The sequence below is a fragment of the Ruegeria sp. CDSA021 genome, assembly GCF_059612325.1.
This window is the reverse complement of record NZ_JBXWQJ010000029.1, coordinates 1-21,601: the sequence shown is the minus strand read 5'-3', so window position 1 is coordinate 21,601 and position 21,601 is coordinate 1. Positions and strand designations below refer to the sequence as shown.

Here is a 21,601-nt window from a genome sequence, read left to right as displayed (position 1 = left end):
TAGGTATGATCAATGCAATTGATGCCCCCCTCCAACCGATTTCCCAATTGGTAAGCCAGTTTAAATGTTTGGTTTCCGGGATTGTGCTTGTATCGGTTCTAATTTGGAATTCACCAGCTTTCGCGGCTGACGTTTCGCAACTTCCCACCGGGTTGCGGGCAAAGGTTGATCTGGCGGCGCAGGCCTGCGCAGAGTTCAACAACGGTCAGTTTGACTTAGATTGGGGCGCGGTTGAAAGGGTGGATCTCGACGGAGATCTACAACGCGACTGGGTTCTGAATGAGTCTGGTTTTGCGTGTTCGAGCGCCGCATCTCTTTACTGCGGCACTGGCGGATTCATGTCGCACTTTTGGGTTAGTGAAAAGGCGCACTCCTTGCTAAACCAAGGCTGGACGGTCGTTGACTTTGGGCGTCAAAGCATTGTCCTAGCGGACGTCCATGGATCCAGTTGTGACGGAGTAAACGGAAGTGTAGAAAAACCGGCCCGATTGCATCTAACGTTTTTTGAAAAGACAGCAGCAAAGGCAGTTCTTGCGGATGTTTGGAAAACTATTGAAAGTAATTGCCGGGCTGGTTGTTCTGGGCGGTCTGGGGCTGGTCGGCTACCTTCTGATTGCGCCACCTGACCTGTTGAAGGTCGGCACGAATTACTCTGCAAAAATCGTTTGTTCGAACGTCTTTATTGCCGGGCGCGATCCACAAGAGGTGCTGTCGGTGGATGTGCAAGCCCCGGGGCATCCGTTGCTCAAACAGGTCTCGATCGACGTTGACCGAGAAGCGCAAACAGTTCAGGCGCGGCTGTTTCGGTTCTTTGCCCCCGCGACATCGCAGTTCCGCGAAGGGCTGGGCTGCACGAATGTTCATGATGCGGCCTTGAGTGATCAGTCGCTTGTTGCGCCCACCCGTTCAGCTGTGGGCCTTTGGCCAGAAGGCAACGACGTTGCCCTGTCACAGGACCAACAGATTCAGACCGTCATGTCCGACAAGAGTTTGCTGGGCGAAGGTTACCGCGCCGTAGTCGTGGTTCGAAACGGGCGCATTGTTGCAGAAAATTATGCCGACGGGTTCGACGCGCAAACGCCTTTGCTGGGTTGGTCTATGACCAAGACAGTCACGGCTGGGCTGATCGGTACATTGATTGAAGCCGGTCGGATGAACCTATCGGATAACCTGGTCGACAGCTTTCCGGATTGGGCCGAGGACACCCGCCGGGACATTACCGTGGCCGATATGTTGTCGATGACCAGCGGATTGCAATGGGATGAGGAATATGGCGATGTCTCGGACGTGACGCGGATGCTGTATCTCAGCAATGATATGGCTGGCTTTGCAGCGGATCGGGCGCCCGAAGCCAAAGCGGGTACGGATTTCAATTACTCCTCGGGGACAACCACAATTCTGTCGCGGGTGTGGCAGGACCACTTGCCTGATGGTGGGCTGGTATATCCGCAGACCGCGTTGTTTGAGCCACTGGGTATGACCTCGGCGATCCTTGAAACGGATGTCAACGACACGTTCATCGGGTCCAGCTATTTGTATGCAACAGCCCGTGACTGGGCCAGGTTTGGTCAGCTTTTGTTGCAAAAGGGGGTTTGGGACGATGCCCGGATCTTGCCCGAAGGGTTTGTGGACTGGATGGTCGAGCCGGTTGCTGCATCGGACGGGCGCTATGCCAAGGGGCATCTTTGGCTGGAGCCTCCGGGAGATTTCCCGCCCTTTGAAGACGCGTATTGGCTGCAGGGGCACGATGGTCAGTTCATCGGTGTTTTCCCGTCTCATGATATAGTCGTTCTTCGGATGGGGTTAACCCCATCTCGATTGGGCTACTCCTCTTTGCCGTTGGCGCAGGCGTTGATTTCAGCTTTTGGGGACGATCCGACTTAGCAGACCACTTTTTCCTGGTCCCGTACCGGCCAGATCCACCGGGATCTGGGCAGGTTTGAAATCGGCTCAGGACACCGGGTCGCAGGTGGAAGACTTGCATGAGCTGTACTTTTAGTATACCGCCGCATACAAATAGAAACTGCCGGTCTTATCACCACCGGTACACCCAGCTAAATGGTCGGACACGTCATGAGCCTCTATACTGAATATCTGAACGAAATCGAGTCTCGCAAAGAGCAGGGCCTAAACCCTAAACCCATCGACGATGGAGCCTTGGCGAAAGAGGTCATTGATCAGATTCGCGATCCCCAAAACGTACACCGCGCGGATTCGCTGAACTTCTTCATCTACAACACGCTACCTGGTACAACCAGCGCCGCCGGTGAAAAAGCCTGCTTTCTGAAAGAGATCATTCTGGGCGAAGCGGACGTCGAAGAAATCTCGCAGGACTTTGCGTTCGAATTGCTGTCGCATATGAAAGGTGGCCCCTCGGTCGAGGTTCTTCTGGATCTTGCTCTGGGTGATCACGCTGCAATTGCTGGCAAAGCGGCCGAGGTACTGAAAACGCAGGTCTTCCTCTATGATGCTGATACCGACCGTCTGAAGGCCGCGCTTGAGGCAGGAAACACAATCGCGCGGGACATCCTGGAAAGCTATGCCAAGGCCGAATTTTTCACCAAGCTGCCCGACATCGACGAGGAAATCGAAATCGTCACATATGTTGCTGCCGAAGGCGACATTTCCACTGACCTGCTGTCGCCGGGCAACCAGGCGCACTCGCGTGCTGATCGCGAACTGCACGGCAAATGCCTGATCTCGGAGAAAGCGCAGCAGGAAATCCAGGATCTGAAGCTTCAGCACCCTGGTAAACGCGTCATGCTGATCGCTGAAAAGGGGACCATGGGCGTGGGCTCGTCGCGTATGTCCGGCGTGAACAACGTGGCGCTTTGGACCGGTAAACAGGCCAGCCCCTATGTGCCGTTCGTCAACTTCGCCCCAATCGTCGCGGGCACGAACGGCATCTCGCCAATCTTCCTGACCACCGTTGGTGTAACCGGTGGCATCGGTCTTGACCTGAAAAACTGGGTCAAGAAGGTGGACGAAGACGGCAACGCGATCCTGAACAACGACGGCAACCCGATCCTTGAAGAGAAGTATTCGGTCTCCACAGGTACGGTTCTGAAGATCAACACCAAAGACCAAAAACTGCTGAGTGAAGATGGCGACGAACTGGTCGACGTGTCCTCGTCTTTCACTCCCCAAAAAGTGGAATTCATGAAGGCTGGTGGTTCTTACGCCATCGTCTTTGGCAAGAAGCTGCAGACATTAGCGGCCGAAACACTGGGCGTCGAAGCGCCACTGGTTTTTGCACCATCCAAAGAAATCAGCCACGACGGTCAGGGTCTGTCCGCGGTCGAGAAGATCTTCAACAAGAACGCCGTGGGCACAACGCCGGGCAAGACCCTGCACGCAGGTTCGGACGTGCGCGTAAAGGTCAACATCGTGGGGTCGCAGGACACCACCGGCCTGATGACCATGCAAGAACTTGAGGCGATGGCCGCCACTGTCGTGTCCCCGATCGTTGATGGAGCTTATCAGTCGGGCTGTCACACTGCGTCAGTCTGGGATGCGAAAGCACAGGCCAATACGCCGCGCCTGATGAAGTTCATGAATGACTTCGGCCTTGTCACGGGGCGTGACCCGAAAGGCGTCTATCATTCGATGACTGACGTGATCCACAAGGTGCTGAACGACATCACCGTGGATGACTGGTCTGTCATCATCGGTGGCGATAGCCACACCCGTATGTCCAAGGGCGTGGCCTTTGGTGCGGACTCGGGGACCGTGGCATTGGCGCTCGCGACCGGCGAAGCCTCGATGCCGATCCCGGAATCGGTCAAAGTAACCTTCAAAGGCAAAATGGCGGATCATATGGATTTCCGCGATGTGGTGCACGCAACACAAGCGCAGATGCTGGAACAGCATGGCGACAACGTCTTCCAGGGCCGTGTGATCGAAGTGCATATCGGGACGCTGTTGGCGGACCAGGCTTTCACCTTCACCGACTGGACTGCCGAGATGAAAGCCAAGGCCTCGGTCTGTATCTCGAATGATGAGACTTTGATCGGCTCGCTGGAGCTGGCCAAGTCGCGTATCCAGATCATGATCGACAAGGGCATGGAGCATGAAAACGGTATGCTGCAAAAGCTGATCGATATCGCGGATGCGCGCATCGCCGGGATCAAATCGGGTGAAATACCTGCTCTGCAACCCGATGACAACGCGAAATATTTCGCTGAGGTTGTCGTCGATCTGGATCAAATCGTAGAGCCGATGATCGCCGACCCGGATGTCAACAACTCCGATGTCTCCAAGCGTTACACTCACGATACGATCCGCCCGATCTCGTACTACAATGCTGAAAAGCATGTGGATCTGGGCTTTGTTGGGTCGTGCATGGTGCACAAGGGCGACATCAAGATCGTCGCCCAGATGTTGAAGAACCTTGAGAAGGAAGCCGGTAAAGTCGAATTCAAGGCACCGCTGGTAGTCGCGGCACCGACCTACAACATCATCGACGAACTGAAGGAAGAGGGCGACTGGGAAGTGCTCGAGAAATACTCGGGCTTCGAATTCGACGACCTGTTCCCGAAACAGCAAGCACGTACCGAGTACGAGAACATTCTGTACCTCGAACGTCCGGGCTGTAACCTCTGCATGGGCAACCAGGAGAAAGCCGCCAAGGGTGACACGGTTCTTGCCACCTCGACCCGTCTGTTCCAGGGCCGCGTCGTGGCAGATGCGCCCGACAAGAAAGGCGAAAGCCTGCTGGCTTCGACCCCGGTTGTGGTGTTGTCGGCCATCTTGGGTCGGACGCCCAATATCGACGAATACAAGACCGCTGTTGAAGGCATCGATCTGACTAAGTTCGCGCCGCCGATGGAAAAACCGGCGGGCACGAAGTCAGCTCACTTCTGAAGCCAGTCTTAGATTGGAAAAACAGAAAACCCGGCCCCTCAGGTGGCCGGGTTTTTCGTTTGTGAACAAAGCTTAAGCGCTGTTGGGTCAGTTGTTGCGTTTCCGACTGAAGTCGAACGCGTCGGCATAGTGGCACGCTACAAAATGCTCTGGATCAAGCTCACGCCATTCGGGCTGTTCCGAACTGCATCGTTCTTTTGCAAACGGGCAGCGTGTATGGAACCGGCATCCGGAAGGGGCAGCCAGCGGATTTGGAATCTCACCCTGCAACCGGATCGGATCGAACACTGCATCCGGGTCAGCAGTTGGAATCGCGCTGAGCAGGGCATGTGTATACGGATGCTTGGGTGCGAAGAACAGTTTTTTGGTCGGGGCCTATGCGATGTCGCGGGCCAGTACGTCGTCCGAGATGAACGAAACAGTCTTGGGCTCCTCCGGAACACCCTGCGTCGGTTTACCTTGACCCAGATAATCGATCACGTTGATCTCGTCGCGGTTCTGATCGTGTTGAGTAGCGGCGTTGGCGTGACTGTGGTCCCTGATCGATCAAGCAGACGACATTGATACTGTTGCTCGAGCGAGACGACCAAATTGGAAACGGTTGGCTGAGAGACACCCAGATCTTTTGCGGCCAGAGTGAAGCTACCAAGCCGAGTTACCACTTCCAGAGCCTGCAGTTTCTTGAGATTGATCTTAGATTTCACAAGGGTATCCGCCTCGTGGTTTTGCTTAAACTGAGGTTCGCTTTTCTACCGGGTGGGACACAATCAAAAACGCGCACAACCGTACACCGTTAAAGGATGGGCAATGGTCCGCGGGTCTTGGTTTGCCGTAGAACGAAGTTGCTGCGGGTGTCGCGGACAAGGCCGGATTTCAACAGGCGCTGCATTATGAAAATCTCCAGATCCTCGGGCGTCTTGGCATAGACTTTCAGAATGAAATCATGATCCCCGGTGATCGAGGCACATTCGACGATCTGCGGTTCAGTTTCGACCAGGCGGAGGAAATCGGCGATGCTTTTTTCCTGATGGTCCTTGAGTGCAACATGAACATAGGCGATGGCATTCAGGCCAACCGCCTTGGCGGGGACTTGCGCGCGATATCCTGTAACCACTCCGCTTGCTTCAAGATCGCGTACACGTCGCCAGCATTGCGAGGCCGACAACCCGGTCCGATCTGCCAGCTCCTGCATCGACAGACGTCCACTGATCTGAAGCTCTCGCAGGATATCGATGTCGGCAGGATGGAGCATTTGTTGCACCGATTCAGGGAAGGTGAATTATTTCGTTCATTTTAGTGCAGAATTATCATTTATCAAAACAAATCTGCCAGGCTTGGCGCGGTATCCTGTTTCCAAGCAGGAGGATACGGATGCCTAAATCGACCAAATACGTCGCCAAGATCGCCGACGCGCGCGGCCACATTGCCTATACAGATGAAGAAAACGCTGTCTGGACGGATCTATATGCAGCGCAACAGGAGAATGTGCAGCGTTATATGGCGCGCGAATATCTGGACGGTCTTGCCCGGCTGGATTTGCCGAAGACCAAGGTACCGTCCTGCGCGGATATCTCGGATCGGTTGCTGGACATGACGGGGTGGCGGGTACAGCCGGTTCCGGCCCTGATCGGATTCAAGACGTTTTTTGGTATGCTGGCGGATCGCGTCTTTCCCGCAGCGTCCTTTATCCGGTCACGTGAGGATTTCGACTATATTGAAGAGCCGGATATCTTTCATGAGATCTTCGGACACACCCCTTTGCTGAGCGACCCGCGCTTTGCCGCGTTCAGCCATGCCATCGGGCGGGCAGGTCAGCAGGCGACGGATGCGGATTATGCGTGGCTGATCAGGCTGTACTGGTTTTCCATCGAGTTCGGTTTGCGCCGGCAGGACGGCCAGATCAAAGCGTTGGGATCGGGACTGGCGTCTTCGCCGACCGAGCTGGTTTATGCCGTGAGCAGCGACATCCCGGACCGGGACCCCTTTGACATCCTGACCATCCTGCGCACGCCGTACCGGATCGACATGCACCAGATGGGGTATTTCGTTCTGGATGACCCTGAGAATCTGTTTGAAGCGGCCGAGCGTGACCTTCTGGCTGATATTCGGCACGCGCGTGGTTTGGGGTTGCTGCCAAACAAGTTTCCCGAAAAGGTCACTGCAGCAGAGTAGTCGCGCCGCCACCTTCAGGCGGACAGGTCTTTGTACATGTAAGTTGTCGGCTCCAACCTGGGTTCGAACGGGTTGCGGCAATAATTCGGTACCTCCCCTGCAATCTGAAACCCGAGGCTTTGATACAGCAGCCGAGAGGGATCGGTGCTGCGCGTGTCCAATACCAGCATCGTGCGGTGCAAGTCGCGGGCGCGTTGAAACAATACCTCCATCAAAGCACGGCCATATCCACGACGCCGGGCGTTTGGGTGAACCAAAAGCTTTGCCACATCGGCGCGGTGGGGTTGGTTGGGCATCGTGGCCGGGATTAGCTGCGCGGTGCCTAAAACGCGTGGGCCATCATACGCTGCAAAGACGTCCAATGCGCCCGCGGTCAAACCGGGCTGAACGTTCTGCTGCCAATAGGACCGCGCGTCTTCCTGAGTAAATGGCAGGATAAAGCCAATACTGGCCCCATCATGGACACAGGCGTGCAAAATATCGGTCAGATCATCCAGTGCTGCGTCAAAATCGGAACCGGTCAGACGTGTGATCATACCAGCACCAGAAGATATCGGGCACCCCGTGCCACGCCTGTTTCGAACCGGGTCGGGCCAGACAAGTGATAGCGTAGACAATCCCCTGCGCTCAGGCTGTGCGGCGTTCCATCGACGGTCAGCGTAAGAGCTCCATCTATCAGAATCAGGTGATGCTCTTGCCCCGATTTGGGAGGCGTATCATAAGTAATGACCGTGTTCCGGGGCAGATGGCCTTCAACGACCTCGGCGTTCAGACCATTGGCGGGGGGTGAAACCGCGCGGCGGGTGTAGCCTGTTTCGGGATCGCTCCATTCGGTCTGACGTTCAAGCGGGATCTTGGGATCAAAACTGTCCTCGACCATCATGAGCAGTCGTGACATTGGCAGGTCATACGCAGCACAGAGACGACCAAGGTTTTCTGCCGTTGGGCTGACATCGCCCTTCTCCATACGTGACAGAGTGGCACGGCTGATGCCGCTGTGCTCAGATAGCTGGTCCAGAGACCACCCGCGCCCGCGACGCAGCTCATTCAGTCGATTGGCAAGGCGGTTTGAAAGGGTATCAAGCATAGAGCACATGGCAGAAAAATTCTCATATAAGAGAAAAATACTTTGAAAAAAACAAAATGCAAACAAAAAAAGGGTGCGAAAACTCCGCACCCTTTAAAGCCGTCAGCGATTTGGAAGATTACTTCCAGCCAACCTCGTTAAAGATCTTCTGTGCTTCGGGAATGTTCTTGGCAACTTCGGACAGATTCACTCCGTCAGCCTTGAACTCACCCAGTGTGGCAACCGACTCGGCCAGTTCTACGCTTGGAACGGCTGGGTATTCGTCGTTGCCCGACGAGAAGTATTGTTGCGCCTTATCGCTCGCCAGATATTCGAGGAACAGGATCGCGTTTTCCTTGTTTGGTGCGTGCGCCGCAACACCGCCGCCCGATAGGTTCATATGCGCGCCATAGCTGTCCTGGTTTGGGAAAACCCAGCTGATCATGTCGCGATCAGCCGAAAGACCTTTGACGTCTTTGCGGATTGAACGCGCAAAGTAATACGTGTTCGACACGGCGATATCGCATTCACCAGAAACGATGCCGCGCAGTTGGTCGGTGTCACCGCCCTGCGGATCACGCGCCATGTTGGCAACAATGCCTTCTGCCCAGGACTTGGCCGCGTCTACGCCTTCGTGGGTTATGATCGAAGCCAGCAGGGTCTGGTTGTAAACATTGGTCGACGACCGGATGCAGACCAGGCCTTTGTATTCTGGCTTTGCCAGATCGGCATAAGTGGCTGGGGGGGTGGCGACGTTCTCTTTGTTGTAAAAGATGATCCGCCCGCGCTGTGAGAAGCCGAACCATTGGTTGTCTGTGTCTTGCAGGTTGGCGGGAACACGGTCTTCCAGGATTTCGCTGTCGATCGCCTGCAGGATGCCTGCATCCTTGGCGCGCGCCAGTCGCGAGGTGTCGACTGTCAGCATCACGTCTGCAGGAGAGTTCGCGCCTTCCGCTTCCATACGCGCAATCAACTCGTCGGCTTTGCCTTCGATCCGGTTGATCTTGATGCCAGTGGCGTCTTCGAAGTCCGTGTACAGACGTTCGTCAGTATCATAGTGGCGCGACGAATACAGGTTCAGTTCACCTTCGGCGGTGGCGGAGGTCGCGACCAATGCCGACAGAGCGGCAGCCAGGCAGGTTGTGGATTTCAGCATAGTGTGTCCCAACAATTGAATTTCGTGCCGGTCTGTAACCCGACTGATTTTCTCAATTATACGATTCTCGGCGGGATGCAAGGAAATCCGACAGATTTACTTGGTCAAATAATCGCAGGGGATGATGTGGGATTTACCCCATCATCAGCGAGTTGTTTGAATAAGAGGGATCAAAACCAAGTGGATCACCCGCGATCGAGTATTTCAACGGTAAGGATCGTAGGCAAATGGCGCGCCACTTCTTCCCAGGTATCCCCTTCGTCAACACTGGCAAAAACAGATCCGCTGTTGGTCCCGAAATAGATGCCTGCAGGGTCTCGGCGGTCTCCAGCCATGGCCTGGCGCAATACAGTGAAATAGCAGCTCTCCTGTGGCAGGCCGCGCCGCTGATCTTGCCATGTTGCACCTCCGTTGGAGGATTTCCACACTGCAGCCGCTGCATCCGGCGGATAGCGCCCGATGCTGTCGCCATTCAAAGGCAATGTCCAGATCGTGTCAGGGTCGCGCGGGTGAACATGGATCGGAAACCCAAAGGTAGACGGTAGGCCTTCGGTGATGTCCTCCCAACTGCGCCCTCCGTCGGGCGAACGCCTAACCCCGTGGTGATTTTGTTGATACAGCAGATCCGTGGTTCCCGGGGCTTGAACCATGTTGTGGACGCAATGACCTGTCTCGCCATCTCTGGGGGCCGCAGGATGATCGTGGTGCGCACAGGCTTCGGCATTGGACAATCTGTTGCGTCGCTCCCAGTTCGCACCACCATCCTCGGACGCAAAAACACCTGCCGCTGAGATGCCAACCCAAAGCTTTTTGGCATCATTTGGATCCACCACGATCGTGTGCAGAACCAGACCCGCGCCGCCAGGATTCCAGTCAGGTGCTGAAGGATGGTTGGTCAGACCCTCTACTGTGTCCCATGTCCGACCATCGTCATTGCTGACCAGCAGACGGGCCGGTTTAGTTCCAGCGTATAGCGCTCCGTGCTCATGGCGCAGAGACCAGATTTGCGAAAACGCGTCAGCGAAAGGCGCGGGCTCTCCGGTCCAGCCAATCATCTGGGCAAAATCAGGGTCGTTCGCGGCCCATTCGTCCCTTTGACCGTTGGTGAGTTTCGTCACCTCCCAGGTTTCACCGCCATCTTCAGATCTCCAGACACCGGCACCATGCCAGTCGCCGCCGCCTCCGGCCCAAAGAGTGCCAGTTTCGGTATCACCGATGACGTGGTTGATCGGCCAGCCGTCGCAATGTGGGCCCGATACTTTCCAGTCTGATCTGCCCTGGGCACCAGAGACTATAAAGGCGCCCTTGGTCGTGCCCACCAGCACATCGATGCCGTGTTCCAGCATGGTCTTCGCGCTCCGTATTATCGGAGCAAGTGTAACACGACACGCCCAAAGTTGCAGAAAACAAAAAAAAACCGCGCTGGGAAGCGCGGTTCTTCAAAACAGTGTTGTGCAGTTCTTAGCCCTGGCGAGCTTTGAACTTGCGCTGCGTCTTGTTGATCACGTAGACGCGGCCTTTGCGACGCACAATACGGCAATCACGGTGCCGGTTCTTGAGCGAGCGGAGCGAGTTCTTGACCTTCATGGGTCTGTCTCCAATCTGCGGCGCCTTCATCAAGGACGTGGCCAGCGCCTGGGTTAGCGGGTGTCCCGGAAACCCGGAACAATGAAACGATGGTGGGCGGTACAAGGATCGAACTTGTGACCCCTTCGATGTCAACGAAGTGCTCTACCGCTGAGCTAACCGCCCACTTTCCCTTTGCGTGCCCAGCCCCATAACGAAATGGGGCGCGGATACCCGCGCCGGTAGCGGGGTCTATAAAAGGAGTCGTTCAGGGGTTCAAGGGGTTTGGAAGAACTATTTTCCGGTCTATGTTGATTACGAACATGGAGGGATCATGCATAACGCAGCCTATGTCTTGGACATGCCCGAAAACCGCACCTCGTGCGTGGTTTTTTCATCTCCTCACAGCGGGCGAGAGTATCCGGCGGCTTTTCTGAAGCGATCCGTGTTGAATCAAAATGTGATTCGGTCATCAGAAGATGCATTCGTGGACCAGTTATTTGCGCCTGCGGCGGAAAACGGTGCGCCTTTGATCAAAGCAGCCATGCCGCGGGCATATCTGGATTTGAATCGCAGCCTCGACGAGCTGGACCCGGCCCTGATCAGCGGTGCGCGCAGACATGGGCACAATCCCCGCGTTGCTTCAGGGTTGGGAGTGATTCCCCGCGTCGTGGCCAATGGTCGCGCGATCTACAGCGGAAAGCTGACCATGGATGAAGCGCGGCTGCGCATCGATACGTACTGGCGACCCTATCACGCTCGGCTGAAATCCCTGCTGGCCGAATCGCAGGAGAAATTTGGTCAGGCGATTCTGGTCGATTGCCATTCTATGCCGCATGAGGCCGTTTCCATGGCCGGCACGGCCCGCAGCAAACGACCCGAGATCGTGCTGGGGGATCGGTTTGGTGCATCCGCGTCTTCGGAAGTCGTGGATCTTGTCGAATCGGCCTTTGCCTCGGCAGGTCTCAACGTGGCGCGCAACGCGCCGTTTGCCGGGGCCTATGTCACCCAGACCTACGGGCGTCCGGGTCGCCATCAGCACGCCATTCAGATCGAAATCGACCGCGCGCTTTACATGGACGAAGAGAGGATCGCACCAAACGCTGATTTCATGGCGTTTTCGAAACTCTTGCGACAGGTGGTGCGCGAAATTGCAAGCATCGGGTCGGAACCGGTTCGTTTGGCGGCAGAGTAACCTCAGCGCAGCGCGCGGCCTTTCACAATGGCATCTGAGCCGAACCTTTGCCTGATCTCATCGGTAGCCCGTTCCGCCTGCGATCTGCGGGCGGCGCCGGGATCAAGCAGGTCGCCCGAGATGTCGGCCTGATCTGCCGAGCACAGATCAGACAGGCCACACCCCAAAAGCCGATAGGGTCCCTGATCACCCACTTGATCGAAAAGCCCCCTTGCCGTGCGATAAATCCGGTCGGCAATCTGCGTCGCATCCCGAAGGGACACGCGTCGGGTCAGGGTCTTGTGGTTGGCCTTCTTCAGCTTGAGCGTGACAACTCGCCCCGCCAGATCCTTGGCTTTGGCCCGGTCCGAGACTTTCAGGGCCATGCGCCACAAATGCCCGTCTAAAATCTCGAGGTTGGCGGTGTCTTCGAAAAATGTGGTCTCATTGCTGATCGACTTCATCGGCTCATGCGCCGAGACACGGCGTTTGTCCTGCCCGCGGGCCAGATGCCACAGGCGATACCCCATTGCGCCGAAGCGTGCAGTCAGTGCCTCCTGATCCCAGCGCAGCAGATCGTTGAACGTTCGTATCCCTGCCCGGTCCAGCGATTCTTGTGCTGCTGGGCCAATGCCCCAGATCAGCCTTACGGGTTTGTCGTTCAGGAAGTCTGCCGTCTCGGACTTGCCGATAACCGAGAAGCCGCGCGGCTTGTCGAGATCTGAAGCGACCTTGGCCAGGAACTTGTTGTGGCTCAGCCCGATAGACCCCGTCACGCCCAACTCTTCTTTCATGCGTTTGACCAAACGCGCCAGCATGACGGCCGGGGGTACCCCGTGCAATCGCTCGGTGCCGGAAAGATCCATGAACGCCTCATCCAGAGAGAGTGGTTCGACGACCGGAGTCAGCTCATCCATCATGGCACGTATATCGCGCGACACTTCAGCGTAAACGGACATGCGCGGTTTGATCACGACGGCTTCCGGGCAGAGCTGTAGGGCCTTGAACATGGGCATCGCGGATTTTACGCCGCGTATTCGGGCCACGTAACACGCCGTCGACACTACGCCCCGCTTCCCGCCACCTATGATGACCGGCTTGTCCGCAAGCTCGGGATTGTCGCGCTTTTCCACCGAGGCATAGAAAGCATCGCAATCCATATGAGCGATGGACAGGTCAAACAGCTCGGGGTGCGACTTGACCCTGGGGCTGCCACAGGCGTGACAGCGCCGCTCGTTCGTCAAAGGTGTCAGGCAATCTCGGCAAAGACCGTGCATCTGCGACCTCGTGTGCTCCGCAGTTGGCTTGGGGTCCTTTATATCATCCCCCAACAGCGATCAAAGATCATTCATGAAAAGAAAACCCCCCGCAACGTCGCGGGGGGAAGTAACGAACCTCAGGAAGAAATGGTCCGTTGGGGAGTAATTCCCCTTAAGAATCGCCAAGTTTTTCGGTTTTCGATAGGATGAAGACCGCTTTTCTAAAACTCACTTTTTGAATGTGTGTTTTCCGGCACAGGGACGATTTGGCGCGGTTTTTCGAAAAATTGACCTAAGGTCAACTTGTTATCTGGCAAACCGGAGGCACAAACCGGACGAAATCGGCTGGTCCAGTCAGTGAATTTTCAAGGAATTTAACTCTGCCAGAACGGCCTCGGCAGCGGCTTTTGGGTCTTTCGCCTGATAAATCGGGCGGCCAACGACGATATGATCCGCGCCATCCTGAACCGCGTTGGCCGGCGTCGCCACGCGTTTCTGATCACCAAGAGCGGCACCGGCAGGGCGTACACCGGGAGTGACAATCAGGCGACCTTCGGCTTGGGGCAGGGCGCGGATCAGGGCGGCCTCTTGCGGGCTGGCGATGACGCCATCTGCCCCGGCTTCGAGTGCCTTGGCGGCACGTTCGACGACCAATTCCTGCACGTCGCCGTCTTTCAGAAGGCTGGCGTCCAGATCATCACGGTTCAGCGAAGTCAGGATCGTCACAGCGAGGATCTTCAGATCCTTGCCCGAGGCACCTTCTTTCGCGGCACGCACGACATGCGGGTCGCCATGTACGGTCAGGAAATCCAGATCGAACTGCGCCAGCCCTCGCACCGCGTTTTCAACCGTATTGCCAATGTCGAACAGCTTCATGTCCAGAAAAATGCGCTTGCCGTGATCCTGTTTCAGTTCATTGGCCAACGCCAACCCGCCTCCGGTCAGCATTCCCAGCCCGATCTTGTAGAAGGACACACTGTCCCCCAGCCGTTCAGCCATGGCCAGCCCCTGCAGGGCGTTGGGGACATCGAGGGCTACGATAAGGCGGTCATCGGACATGGGGGCGCTCCTTTTTGGCAAACGTCTGCGTCCTAGCGGGTTCAGCACACTCTGTCCATCTGAGATGCCGGACGCAGGGCGTATCCTTTTGTGTTATCGTACTGGAATTGAGCATTTGATTTCACAGTAAGGGACAGAAAATGAAAAAGCTGGTTGTGCTGGGCGTGTTGGTTGCGCTGGCTGCATGTGAGGAAACTCCGCCTGAAACACCGGAAACCGGGGCTGCACCGGTACCTACAAATGATGATTTACGTCTTGTGGGCGGCTATCGATCTGAAGACGATTGGTGTCAGCTTACGGGTGAAACGGCCTTTACTGGGAACTTCCTGGATCACACGGCCGATCTGGTGTCATGCCCGACGGGAAGTGCCGCAGCGCAGTCTCTGGTGGCTGATTTGGGTGCAGTTCAGGTTGCTGAGACCGGGGGCTACACCGTATTTACCATACAGCGCGAATAGTGGCGATTTCTGCGTCTTAGCCTCTTGAACCGGTAAAGATATTTCCCAGATTGAATGTGAGGCTTCGACCGATATGTGCCGCCAAGCGGGCATGTCAAAACGGGGCGCTTGGAAAAGGAGAATATCATGGACTTGAACAAGTTCACCGAGCGGGCACGGGGATTCGTGCAGGCGGCGCAGACTATTGCGCTGCGTGAGGGGCACCAGAGGTTGGAGCCCACACATATACTCAAAGCATTGATGGATGATGATCAGGGGCTGGCGAGCAACCTGATCACACGTGCAGGCGGTGCGCCGAACCGCGTGGTTGAAGCGCTGGATGCGGCCATGGGCAAGATCCCGAAGGTCAGCGGCGACGCGAGCCAGATCTACATGGACGGCCAGACTGCAAAGGTTCTGGACGAGGCCACGAAGATTGCCACCAAAGCTGGCGACAGCTTCGTGCCTGTTGAGCGGGTGCTGATGGCGCTTTGCATGGTCAAATCCAAGGCCAAAGAGGCGTTGGAGGCCGGTGCCGTATCCGCCCAGAAACTCAATGAGGCGATCAATGACATTCGTAAGGGCCGCACCGCGGACACCGCGTCTGCGGAAGAGGGCTATGACGCGCTCAAGAAATACGCGCGCGACCTGACCGAGGCGGCTGCCGAAGGCAAGATTGACCCGATCATCGGGCGGGATGAGGAAATCCGCCGCTCGATGCAGGTTCTGTCGCGTCGGACCAAGAACAACCCGGTTCTGATCGGGGAACCCGGCGTCGGTAAAACCGCGATTGCCGAAGGTATGGCCCTGCGCATCATCAACGGCGACGTGCCGGAATCGTTGAAGGACAAGAAGCTGCTCGCGCTCGACATGGGGGCGCTGATTGCTGGCGCGAAATACCGTGGTGAGTTCGAAGAACGACTGAAGGCGGTTCTGACCGAGGTCACCGAGGCCGCCGGTGAGATCATCCTGTTCATCGACGAGATGCACACGCTGGTCGGTGCCGGGAAATCCGACGGCGCGATGGATGCCGCCAACCTGATCAAACCTGCGCTTGCCCGGGGTGAGCTGCATTGTATCGGTGCAACCACGCTGGATGAGTACCGCAAGTACGTCGAAAAAGACGCGGCCCTTGCGCGCCGGTTCCAGCCTGTTGTCGTGGCTGAACCCACCGTTGAGGACACGATCAGCATCCTGCGCGGTATAAAAGAGAAGTACGAGTTGCACCACGGCGTGCGCATCTCGGACTCGGCGTTGGTGTCGGCGGCGACGCTGTCGCATCGCTATATCACTGACCGGTTCCTGCCTGACAAAGCCATCGATTTGGTCGACGAAGCGGCCTCGCGGTTGCGGATGGAGGTGGATTCCAAGCCGGAAGAACTCGATCAGCTGGATCGCCAGATTCTACAGATGCAGATCGAGGAAGAGGCGCTGAAGCTTGAGGACGACGCGGCCTCGAAGGATCGTCTGGAAACCTTGCAAAAGGATTTGGCCGATCTGCAGGAGAAATCCGCAGAGATGACCGCGCAATGGCAGGCCGAGCGTGACAAACTGGCGGGCGCCCGTGATCTGAAAGAGCAGCTCGACAAGGCACGGGCTGATCTGGAAATCGCGAAGCGGGAAGGCAATCTGGCGAAAGCAGGAGAGCTGTCTTATGGCGTCATCCCCGAGCTTGAGAAAAAACTGACCGAGGCCGAGAACGCCGAAAGCAACGCAATGATGGCTGAGGAAACTGTTCGTCCGGAACAGATCGCTTCGGTTGTCGAACGCTGGACCGGCATCCCGACCTCGAAAATGCTGGAAGGCGAGCGTGAGAAACTGCTGCGGATGGAAGATGATCTGCATTCCCGCGTGATCGGTCAGGATGCGGCAGTCACGGCTGTGTCCAACGCTGTGCGCCGTGCACGGGCTGGTCTGAATGACGAAGGACGCCCACTGGGTTCGTTCCTGTTCCTGGGGCCGACCGGCGTGGGTAAGACCGAACTGACCAAGGCCGTGGCGAATTTCCTGTTCGACGACGACAACGCGATGGTGCGCATCGACATGTCCGAGTTCATGGAAAAACACGCGGTCGCCCGTCTGATCGGTGCCCCTCCGGGCTATGTCGGCTATGACGAAGGCGGTGTGCTGACCGAAGCTGTGCGGCGCCGGCCCTATCAGGTTGTGCTGTTTGATGAGGTCGAAAAGGCGCATCCGGATGTGTTCAACGTTCTGCTGCAGGTTCTGGACGATGGTGTGCTGACCGATGGTCAGGGCCGCACCGTGGACTTCAAGCAGACGCTGATCATCCTGACGTCGAACCTTGGGTCTCAGGCGCTCAGCCAGTTGCCCGAAGGGGCCGATAGCGCACAGGCCAAGCGCGACGTGATGGATGCAGTCCGGGCGCATTTCCGACCTGAGTTCCTGAACCGTCTGGACGAGACCATCATCTTCGACCGGCTCAAGCGGGCCGATATGGATGGCATTGTGGATATCCAGATGGCACGCCTGCAGAAACGTCTGGCCGTCCGCAAGATCGAGCTGGTGCTGGACGATGGAGCCAAGGAATGGCTGGCTGACGAAGGCTATGACCCGGTCTTTGGTGCGCGTCCGTTAAAGCGCGTGATTCAGCGCGCCTTGCAGAACCCACTGGCCGAAGCGCTGCTGGCGGGTGAGATCAAGGATGGTGAGACTGTGCCTGTAACGGCTGGCGCTGACGGTCTGATCATCGGTGACCGGCTGGGGACGTCAGAACGACCACGCCCGGATGATGCTGTGGTGCATTAAGCCTGGCCAAAACAGAAGACCCGCCTTTCCGGCGGGTCTTTATCTTAATACCTTCAAACCCTTCGATGGGCTAGGATACCCCGGCTTGTCCGTGATGGTGGGCCTGCGGGAAAAGAAAACTCACGGTCGCAGGTAAACCCTGCCTTCTCCAGAAGACCTAGAATCTGTTCCTTACGAAACGTGCGGTGTCGCCATTGCAGCCAGATGATCGCATTGCACCAATGCGGCTTTGACACGACCAGATACAAACGCCCACCGGGTCGCAGAAGGTCGCGTATCTGCTCGAGCGCATTCAAAGCGTCCGGGCAGTGTTCGATCACATGCGCCGCCAAGGCTACATCAGCGGGTTTGAGCTCTACAGAGCCGAGCATTCCTTGTGCAATGCTCGGCTCCACTCCCCGCGCGCGCAATGCGTCTTGGCCTTGCTTTACCATGACGTGACTGGGTTCAAGCAGTGTCATTTCACTGGGCGGTCCATGAATGTCGACCCAAGCTTCTGCGAAGGAGGCTGTCCCAGCGCCTACGTCAACAACACGCGACTTGGGCTCATGCGCGCGTTGTTCTGCTGAGAGAAACCCAAGATACGCATCGTAGTAGCCAAGTGTGCGCATCTTGTCCCGCCATTTTGGTGCGGCGGTGTCATAGCGCAGGGTAGTGTCTGAAGTCGTCTTTTCCATATGTTGGTGTGCCCTCTGGGCCCGAGGTGTTTGGTGCGCACAGTGAGAAACTGACCAACAATACAGGCAAGCCAGTTTGGTTGTTCGCTCATAGATTCACACCAACGCAAAAATCCGCGCTGGCCCACCGGTGCCACCTGCATGTTTTGGCGCACCGATAACGAGTGTCGCGCCGGATGCTGGCACCCGATCCAGATTGGCCAGGCATTCGATCCCGAACCGACCAGACGGCAGCCACGCATAATGGGTGGCAAAATCTGCCGACATGCCATGATCCAGCGACAGGGTATCCACAGCAATCGATCGCGCGCCGGTGTCCTCCATCAGCATCTGCGCCGCTTCGACATGAAAGCCGGGATAGTGCTGCGTCTCACCATCGAAGTTGCGAAACGCGTCTGTGGCGGTTTTTCCACCCCAGCCGGAATGCATCGCCACGCAGGCACCGTCAGGGATGTCTCCGTTCGCCGATATCCATGCCTTCAGATCGTCTGGTGTGACACGTGTGTCGGCATCATCTGCTGCCCGCGCGGCGATATCCACCACACATAGAGGCGCGACCAGATCATTGACCGGAATCTCATCAACCGAGGTGCCATCCGCCGAAAAGTGCAGCGGGGCGTCGATATGAGTGCCTGTATGTTCATTGATCGATAAGTTGAACAGGTTGAACCCGTGATCCGCAAAGTTGAAAGACTGCTCGGCCGAAATGCCGGGCTCACCGCCCCATGTCGGGAATTCAGGGCTGAGCGTGTGGCTCATGTCCTCGATGCCGCCATGTCCTGCGGCCAGAGATGCGGGGGCCGTACCACCGGTTGCGACAGCGGCAACGCTTGTCGCAGCTGCAGCTTTGAAGAACCCGCGGCGAGACAGCATCCTGTCCTTGACGGCATTCATTACACAGATGTCACACATATTTCTTCCTCCCTTTTTGCGGCGGAACGGCTGCAATATCAGACAAGCGACGCGCCAGAGAGCGCGTGTTGCCTGCCTGTCACAGTGCAGGTTGGCCGACGCTTTTGTAAAGGTTGCAGGCAAAATGCCCTGTGTCATAAGTGGATTCCGGACGCTTGAAACTCAGGGTCGGGATTGTCGGCTTTTTCGCAATGCGCGCAGGTCTTCGGCTGACCGGCGTGGGGCCGAGGCCGCAGGGCCCGGCGTCTGTGCGCGCGTGGCCTGAGTTTCGTGACTGTGCTCTTTCGCAGGAGCAAGCCTTAGAAACCCCAGTAAGCCTCCGGCACACTGGAGGATGCGCTGACCAGAATCAGGACAAGAGTGAATGCACCCGGAAGGATCAGGTTGAGCAAACCGCCAACGACCCCTGCGATCACACCGCTGATGAGGCCATAGACCAGCAAGCCGATCAAAAGAAGCGGAAAGGTCACAATGAAGCGCCAAAGTATCGCGAAGGAAAGCGGCAGGGTTCTAATGACGAGCATTTTGATACCTGAGACAATCAATGGTTGCGCGCGGATAATCGGATTTTCTTCAGAGTGGCCAGATTTTTCCGAAGATAATCGGTACCGGTGTTCAGAGCGGGTTTGCGTGTGAGTTGGCCGATTTGGGAACGTTACAGTCACTTCGCTCAATCGTTACGCCTGTTTCGGTGGCGCTGTGCTATCAGCGCTATACCTTAACAGAGACAGATGTACGTAACGGAGACCCATATGGCGCATCGCTGGACCAATACTTTGACACAAGCCGACGTCACCCCTAGGGCGGCGTTCCTGAACCGGCGGCAGGTGATGGCCGGTCTGGCAGGTGTCGGACTGACCGCGATGGCACGCACGGCGGCGGCGCAGGAGGAGCTGGAGCCGAACACGTGGGAAGAGATCACGACCTACAACAATTATTATGAGTTCGGGACCGGAAAAGATGACCCGGCCAAATATGCCGGATCGCTTGTGACCGAACCTTGGAGTGTCAAGATAGATGGTCTGGTGGATCGCCCGGGTGATTATGACTTCAAGGATATTCTGTCCGAAATGACCATCGAAGAGCGGATTTACCGCTTCCGATGCGTCGAGGCGTGGTCAATGGTCATTCCCTGGAACGGGTTCGAACTTGCGGACCTTCTGAATATGGCTGGTGTGAAGGAGGGCGCAAAATATGTGGCCTTTGAAACCGCGTACCGCCCGGATGAAATGCCCGGAACACGTTTCCCGATACTTGAATGGCCATATCGCGAAGGGCTGCGTCTGGATGAGGCGATGCATCCGCTGACGATCATGGCCACCGGAATTTACGGGAAAACAATTCCGAACCAGAACGGTGCGCCATTGCGGTTGGTGGTTCCATGGAAATACGGGTTCAAGTCGATCAAGTCGATTGTGCGCATCACACTGACCGATGTAGAGCCGCCCACAAGCTGGAACATGTCCAACCTGCGCGAATATGGGTTTTACAGTAATGTGAATCCGAATGTGGATCATCCGCGTTGGTCTCAGGCCTCCGAGCGTCGCATTGGCGGCGGTTTGTTTGCCAAGCGGATTCCCACCCTTATGTTCAACGGTTATGAAGAAGAAGTCGCCGGCCTATATGAAGGCATGGATCTGGCTAAGAACTACTAAGATCATGCAGGCCGTGAACCAGATATTCCGCCGTATTCCGGTATGGGTCGTGTACCTGCTAGGGGCTCTGCCTGCGCCTTGGCTGTTTTATCTCGGCCTGACCGGAGGTTTGGGCATCGATCCGATCGAAGCGTTGGAGCATCGCTATGGTGAACTGGCCCTGCAAATTCTGATCGCTGGTCTGGCAATCACTCCCATGCGTCGGTTTGCGGGTTTGAACCTGATGAAGTTTCGGCGCGCCATCGGAGTTCTGACGTTCTCGTATGTCAGTCTGCATCTTCTGGTTTGGCTGGTATTGGATGTACAGCTTCCCAGCCAGATCTGGGCGGATATCCTCAAGCGCCCCTATATCACCGTTGGCATGGCTGCTTTCCTTCTTATGTTGCCGCTGGCGGTGACATCGAACAACTGGTCGGTGCGCAGGTTGGGGCGGCGTTGGCGCAAGCTTCACCGATTGATGTATCCGACCGCATTGCTGGGTGCATTGCACTACGTCATGCTTGCCAAAGGGTTTCAGATCGAGCCGCTGGTTTATCTAACGATCATTCTCACGCTTCTTGCCCTTCGGTTGCCGATTCCAAGTGTCGTTTCCAGATCCAAAGCTGCAGATTCCGTCTGACTCGCCGCCGAGTCTGTGGGTAACTGTGTGCATAAGGGGTCGGCGCCACAAATTTTGGGGTGACGTCACCAGGTTTCGGCAGTTCTTGGCGAGTGTTGAGGTTGGTAAGCTTTTGAATTATAAACAAAAAACAGATTAGACGGAAAAACTTTTGATTTTTTGTTTTTTCTGCTTGCGGGTTTTGTGGGTAAACCTTAGAACCCCCTTCACCGGCGCTGCT

General features: G+C 56.4%; 21 protein-coding genes, 1 tRNA gene and 1 pseudogene. 9 read left to right on the top strand and 14 right to left on the bottom strand.

What is annotated here, in order from left to right:
• From AC2FLD_RS21705 to AC2FLD_RS21695, 3 genes are all read left to right on the top strand, one after another.
• Positions 1-626: hypothetical protein (locus AC2FLD_RS21705; RefSeq protein ID WP_496674254.1), on the top strand; the 626-nt coding region annotated here is incomplete at its 5' end.
• Positions 553-1,884: a serine hydrolase domain-containing protein gene (locus AC2FLD_RS21700; protein WP_496803731.1), complete on the top strand. Its 1,332-nt coding sequence runs from the start codon at positions 553-555 to the stop codon at positions 1,882-1,884. The genes AC2FLD_RS21705 and AC2FLD_RS21700, both read left to right, overlap by 74 nt.
• A 189-nt stretch (positions 1,885-2,073) precedes the next feature.
• Positions 2,074-4,863 carry a bifunctional aconitate hydratase 2/2-methylisocitrate dehydratase gene (locus AC2FLD_RS21695; RefSeq protein WP_496674249.1) on the top strand — a complete coding sequence of 930 codons (2,790 nt, stop codon included), beginning with the start codon at positions 2,074-2,076 and terminating at the stop codon, positions 4,861-4,863.
• An 87-nt stretch (positions 4,864-4,950) separates the two neighbouring features.
• Here the strand turns inward: AC2FLD_RS21695 and AC2FLD_RS21690 are convergent.
• From AC2FLD_RS21690 to AC2FLD_RS21680, 3 genes and pseudogenes are all read right to left on the bottom strand, one after another.
• Positions 4,951-5,226 (bottom strand): annotated as a pseudogene (locus AC2FLD_RS21690) (oligopeptide/dipeptide ABC transporter ATP-binding protein); the annotation flags it as partial.
• Between the two features lie 113 nt (positions 5,227-5,339).
• Positions 5,340-5,567: a LysR family transcriptional regulator gene (locus AC2FLD_RS21685; protein ID WP_496674246.1), complete on the bottom strand. Its 228-nt coding sequence runs from the start codon at positions 5,565-5,567 to the stop codon at positions 5,340-5,342.
• A gap of 89 nt (positions 5,568-5,656) precedes the next feature.
• Positions 5,657-6,115 (bottom strand): Lrp/AsnC family transcriptional regulator, encoded by a 459-nt coding sequence (locus AC2FLD_RS21680; RefSeq protein WP_496674243.1) that lies wholly within the window; start codon positions 6,113-6,115, stop codon positions 5,657-5,659.
• Positions 6,116-6,234: 119 nt separating this feature from the next.
• On the opposite strand from AC2FLD_RS21680, the gene phhA reads away from it, so the two are divergent.
• Positions 6,235-7,035 carry a phenylalanine 4-monooxygenase gene (gene phhA, locus AC2FLD_RS21675; protein WP_496674241.1) on the top strand — a complete coding sequence of 267 codons (801 nt, stop codon included), beginning with the start codon at positions 6,235-6,237 and terminating at the stop codon, positions 7,033-7,035.
• Between the two features lie 14 nt (positions 7,036-7,049).
• Here the strand turns inward: phhA and AC2FLD_RS21670 are convergent, their stop codons facing one another.
• The 6 genes from AC2FLD_RS21670 to AC2FLD_RS21645 form a co-directional block, all read right to left on the bottom strand.
• Positions 7,050-7,571, bottom strand: a complete 522-nt coding sequence (locus tag AC2FLD_RS21670; protein WP_496674238.1) for a GNAT family N-acetyltransferase — start codon at positions 7,569-7,571, stop codon at positions 7,050-7,052.
• Positions 7,568-8,122 (bottom strand): helix-turn-helix domain-containing protein, encoded by a 555-nt coding sequence (locus AC2FLD_RS21665; protein WP_050606012.1) that lies wholly within the window; start codon positions 8,120-8,122, stop codon positions 7,568-7,570. The genes AC2FLD_RS21670 and AC2FLD_RS21665 overlap by 4 nt, the downstream gene beginning before the upstream one ends.
• Before the next feature lie 118 nt (positions 8,123-8,240).
• Positions 8,241-9,257 carry a Fe(3+) ABC transporter substrate-binding protein gene (locus AC2FLD_RS21660; protein WP_496674235.1) on the bottom strand — a complete coding sequence of 339 codons (1,017 nt, stop codon included), beginning with the start codon at positions 9,255-9,257 and terminating at the stop codon, positions 8,241-8,243.
• A gap of 185 nt (positions 9,258-9,442) precedes the next feature.
• Positions 9,443-10,603 carry a WD40/YVTN/BNR-like repeat-containing protein gene (locus tag AC2FLD_RS21655; RefSeq protein ID WP_496674232.1) on the bottom strand — a complete coding sequence of 387 codons (1,161 nt, stop codon included), beginning with the start codon at positions 10,601-10,603 and terminating at the stop codon, positions 9,443-9,445.
• A gap of 115 nt (positions 10,604-10,718) precedes the next feature.
• Entirely contained in the window at positions 10,719-10,844 is a 126-nt protein-coding gene (ykgO, locus tag AC2FLD_RS21650; protein WP_008755722.1) for a type B 50S ribosomal protein L36, read from the bottom strand.
• Positions 10,845-10,934: 90 nt separating this feature from the next.
• Positions 10,935-11,009 (bottom strand) — tRNA-Val (locus AC2FLD_RS21645).
• Between the two features lie 148 nt (positions 11,010-11,157).
• On the opposite strand from AC2FLD_RS21645, the gene AC2FLD_RS21640 reads away from it, so the two are divergent.
• Positions 11,158-12,018: an N-formylglutamate amidohydrolase gene (locus AC2FLD_RS21640; protein ID WP_496674230.1), complete on the top strand. Its 861-nt coding sequence runs from the start codon at positions 11,158-11,160 to the stop codon at positions 12,016-12,018.
• Between the two features lie 2 nt (positions 12,019-12,020).
• Here AC2FLD_RS21640 and AC2FLD_RS21635 read toward each other — a convergent pair whose 3' ends face one another.
• Together AC2FLD_RS21635 and pyrF are read right to left on the bottom strand one after the other, a co-directional pair.
• Entirely contained in the window at positions 12,021-13,274 is a 1,254-nt protein-coding gene (locus AC2FLD_RS21635; RefSeq protein ID WP_496674227.1) for a DNA polymerase IV, read from the bottom strand.
• Between the two features lie 336 nt (positions 13,275-13,610).
• Positions 13,611-14,315, bottom strand: a complete 705-nt coding sequence (gene pyrF, locus AC2FLD_RS21630) for an orotidine-5'-phosphate decarboxylase (RefSeq protein WP_496674225.1) — start codon at positions 14,313-14,315, stop codon at positions 13,611-13,613.
• Positions 14,316-14,455: 140 nt separating this feature from the next.
• On the opposite strand from pyrF, the gene AC2FLD_RS21625 reads away from it, so the two are divergent.
• On the top strand, positions 14,456-14,773 hold the full coding sequence (locus AC2FLD_RS21625; protein WP_496674222.1) for a hypothetical protein: 318 nt from the start codon (positions 14,456-14,458) through the stop codon (positions 14,771-14,773).
• A 126-nt stretch (positions 14,774-14,899) separates the two neighbouring features.
• Positions 14,900-17,518 (top strand): ATP-dependent chaperone ClpB, encoded by a 2,619-nt coding sequence (gene clpB, locus AC2FLD_RS21620; RefSeq protein WP_496674220.1) that lies wholly within the window; start codon positions 14,900-14,902, stop codon positions 17,516-17,518.
• A 53-nt stretch (positions 17,519-17,571) separates the two neighbouring features.
• Here the strand turns inward: clpB and AC2FLD_RS21615 are convergent, their stop codons facing one another.
• From AC2FLD_RS21615 to AC2FLD_RS21605, 3 genes are all read right to left on the bottom strand, one after another.
• Entirely contained in the window at positions 17,572-18,195 is a 624-nt protein-coding gene (locus AC2FLD_RS21615; RefSeq protein WP_496674217.1) for a class I SAM-dependent methyltransferase, read from the bottom strand.
• 96 nt (positions 18,196-18,291) lie between these two features.
• A complete protein-coding gene (locus AC2FLD_RS21610; RefSeq protein ID WP_496674214.1) occupies positions 18,292-19,107 on the bottom strand; it encodes a cyclase family protein in 816 nt (271 codons plus the stop codon).
• A 299-nt stretch (positions 19,108-19,406) separates the two neighbouring features.
• Positions 19,407-19,781: a hypothetical protein gene (locus AC2FLD_RS21605; RefSeq protein ID WP_496674211.1), complete on the bottom strand. Its 375-nt coding sequence runs from the start codon at positions 19,779-19,781 to the stop codon at positions 19,407-19,409.
• A 78-nt stretch (positions 19,782-19,859) separates the two neighbouring features.
• Between AC2FLD_RS21605 and msrP the strand changes: the two genes are divergently transcribed.
• Both msrP and msrQ read left to right on the top strand, forming a co-directional pair.
• Complete coding sequence (msrP, locus tag AC2FLD_RS21600) at positions 19,860-20,762, top strand: protein-methionine-sulfoxide reductase catalytic subunit MsrP (protein WP_496674259.1); 903 nt, start codon at positions 19,860-19,862, stop codon at positions 20,760-20,762.
• A 4-nt stretch (positions 20,763-20,766) separates the two neighbouring features.
• Positions 20,767-21,381: a protein-methionine-sulfoxide reductase heme-binding subunit MsrQ gene (gene msrQ / locus AC2FLD_RS21595; protein WP_496674256.1), complete on the top strand. Its 615-nt coding sequence runs from the start codon at positions 20,767-20,769 to the stop codon at positions 21,379-21,381.
• Positions 21,382-21,601 lie beyond the last annotated feature (220 nt).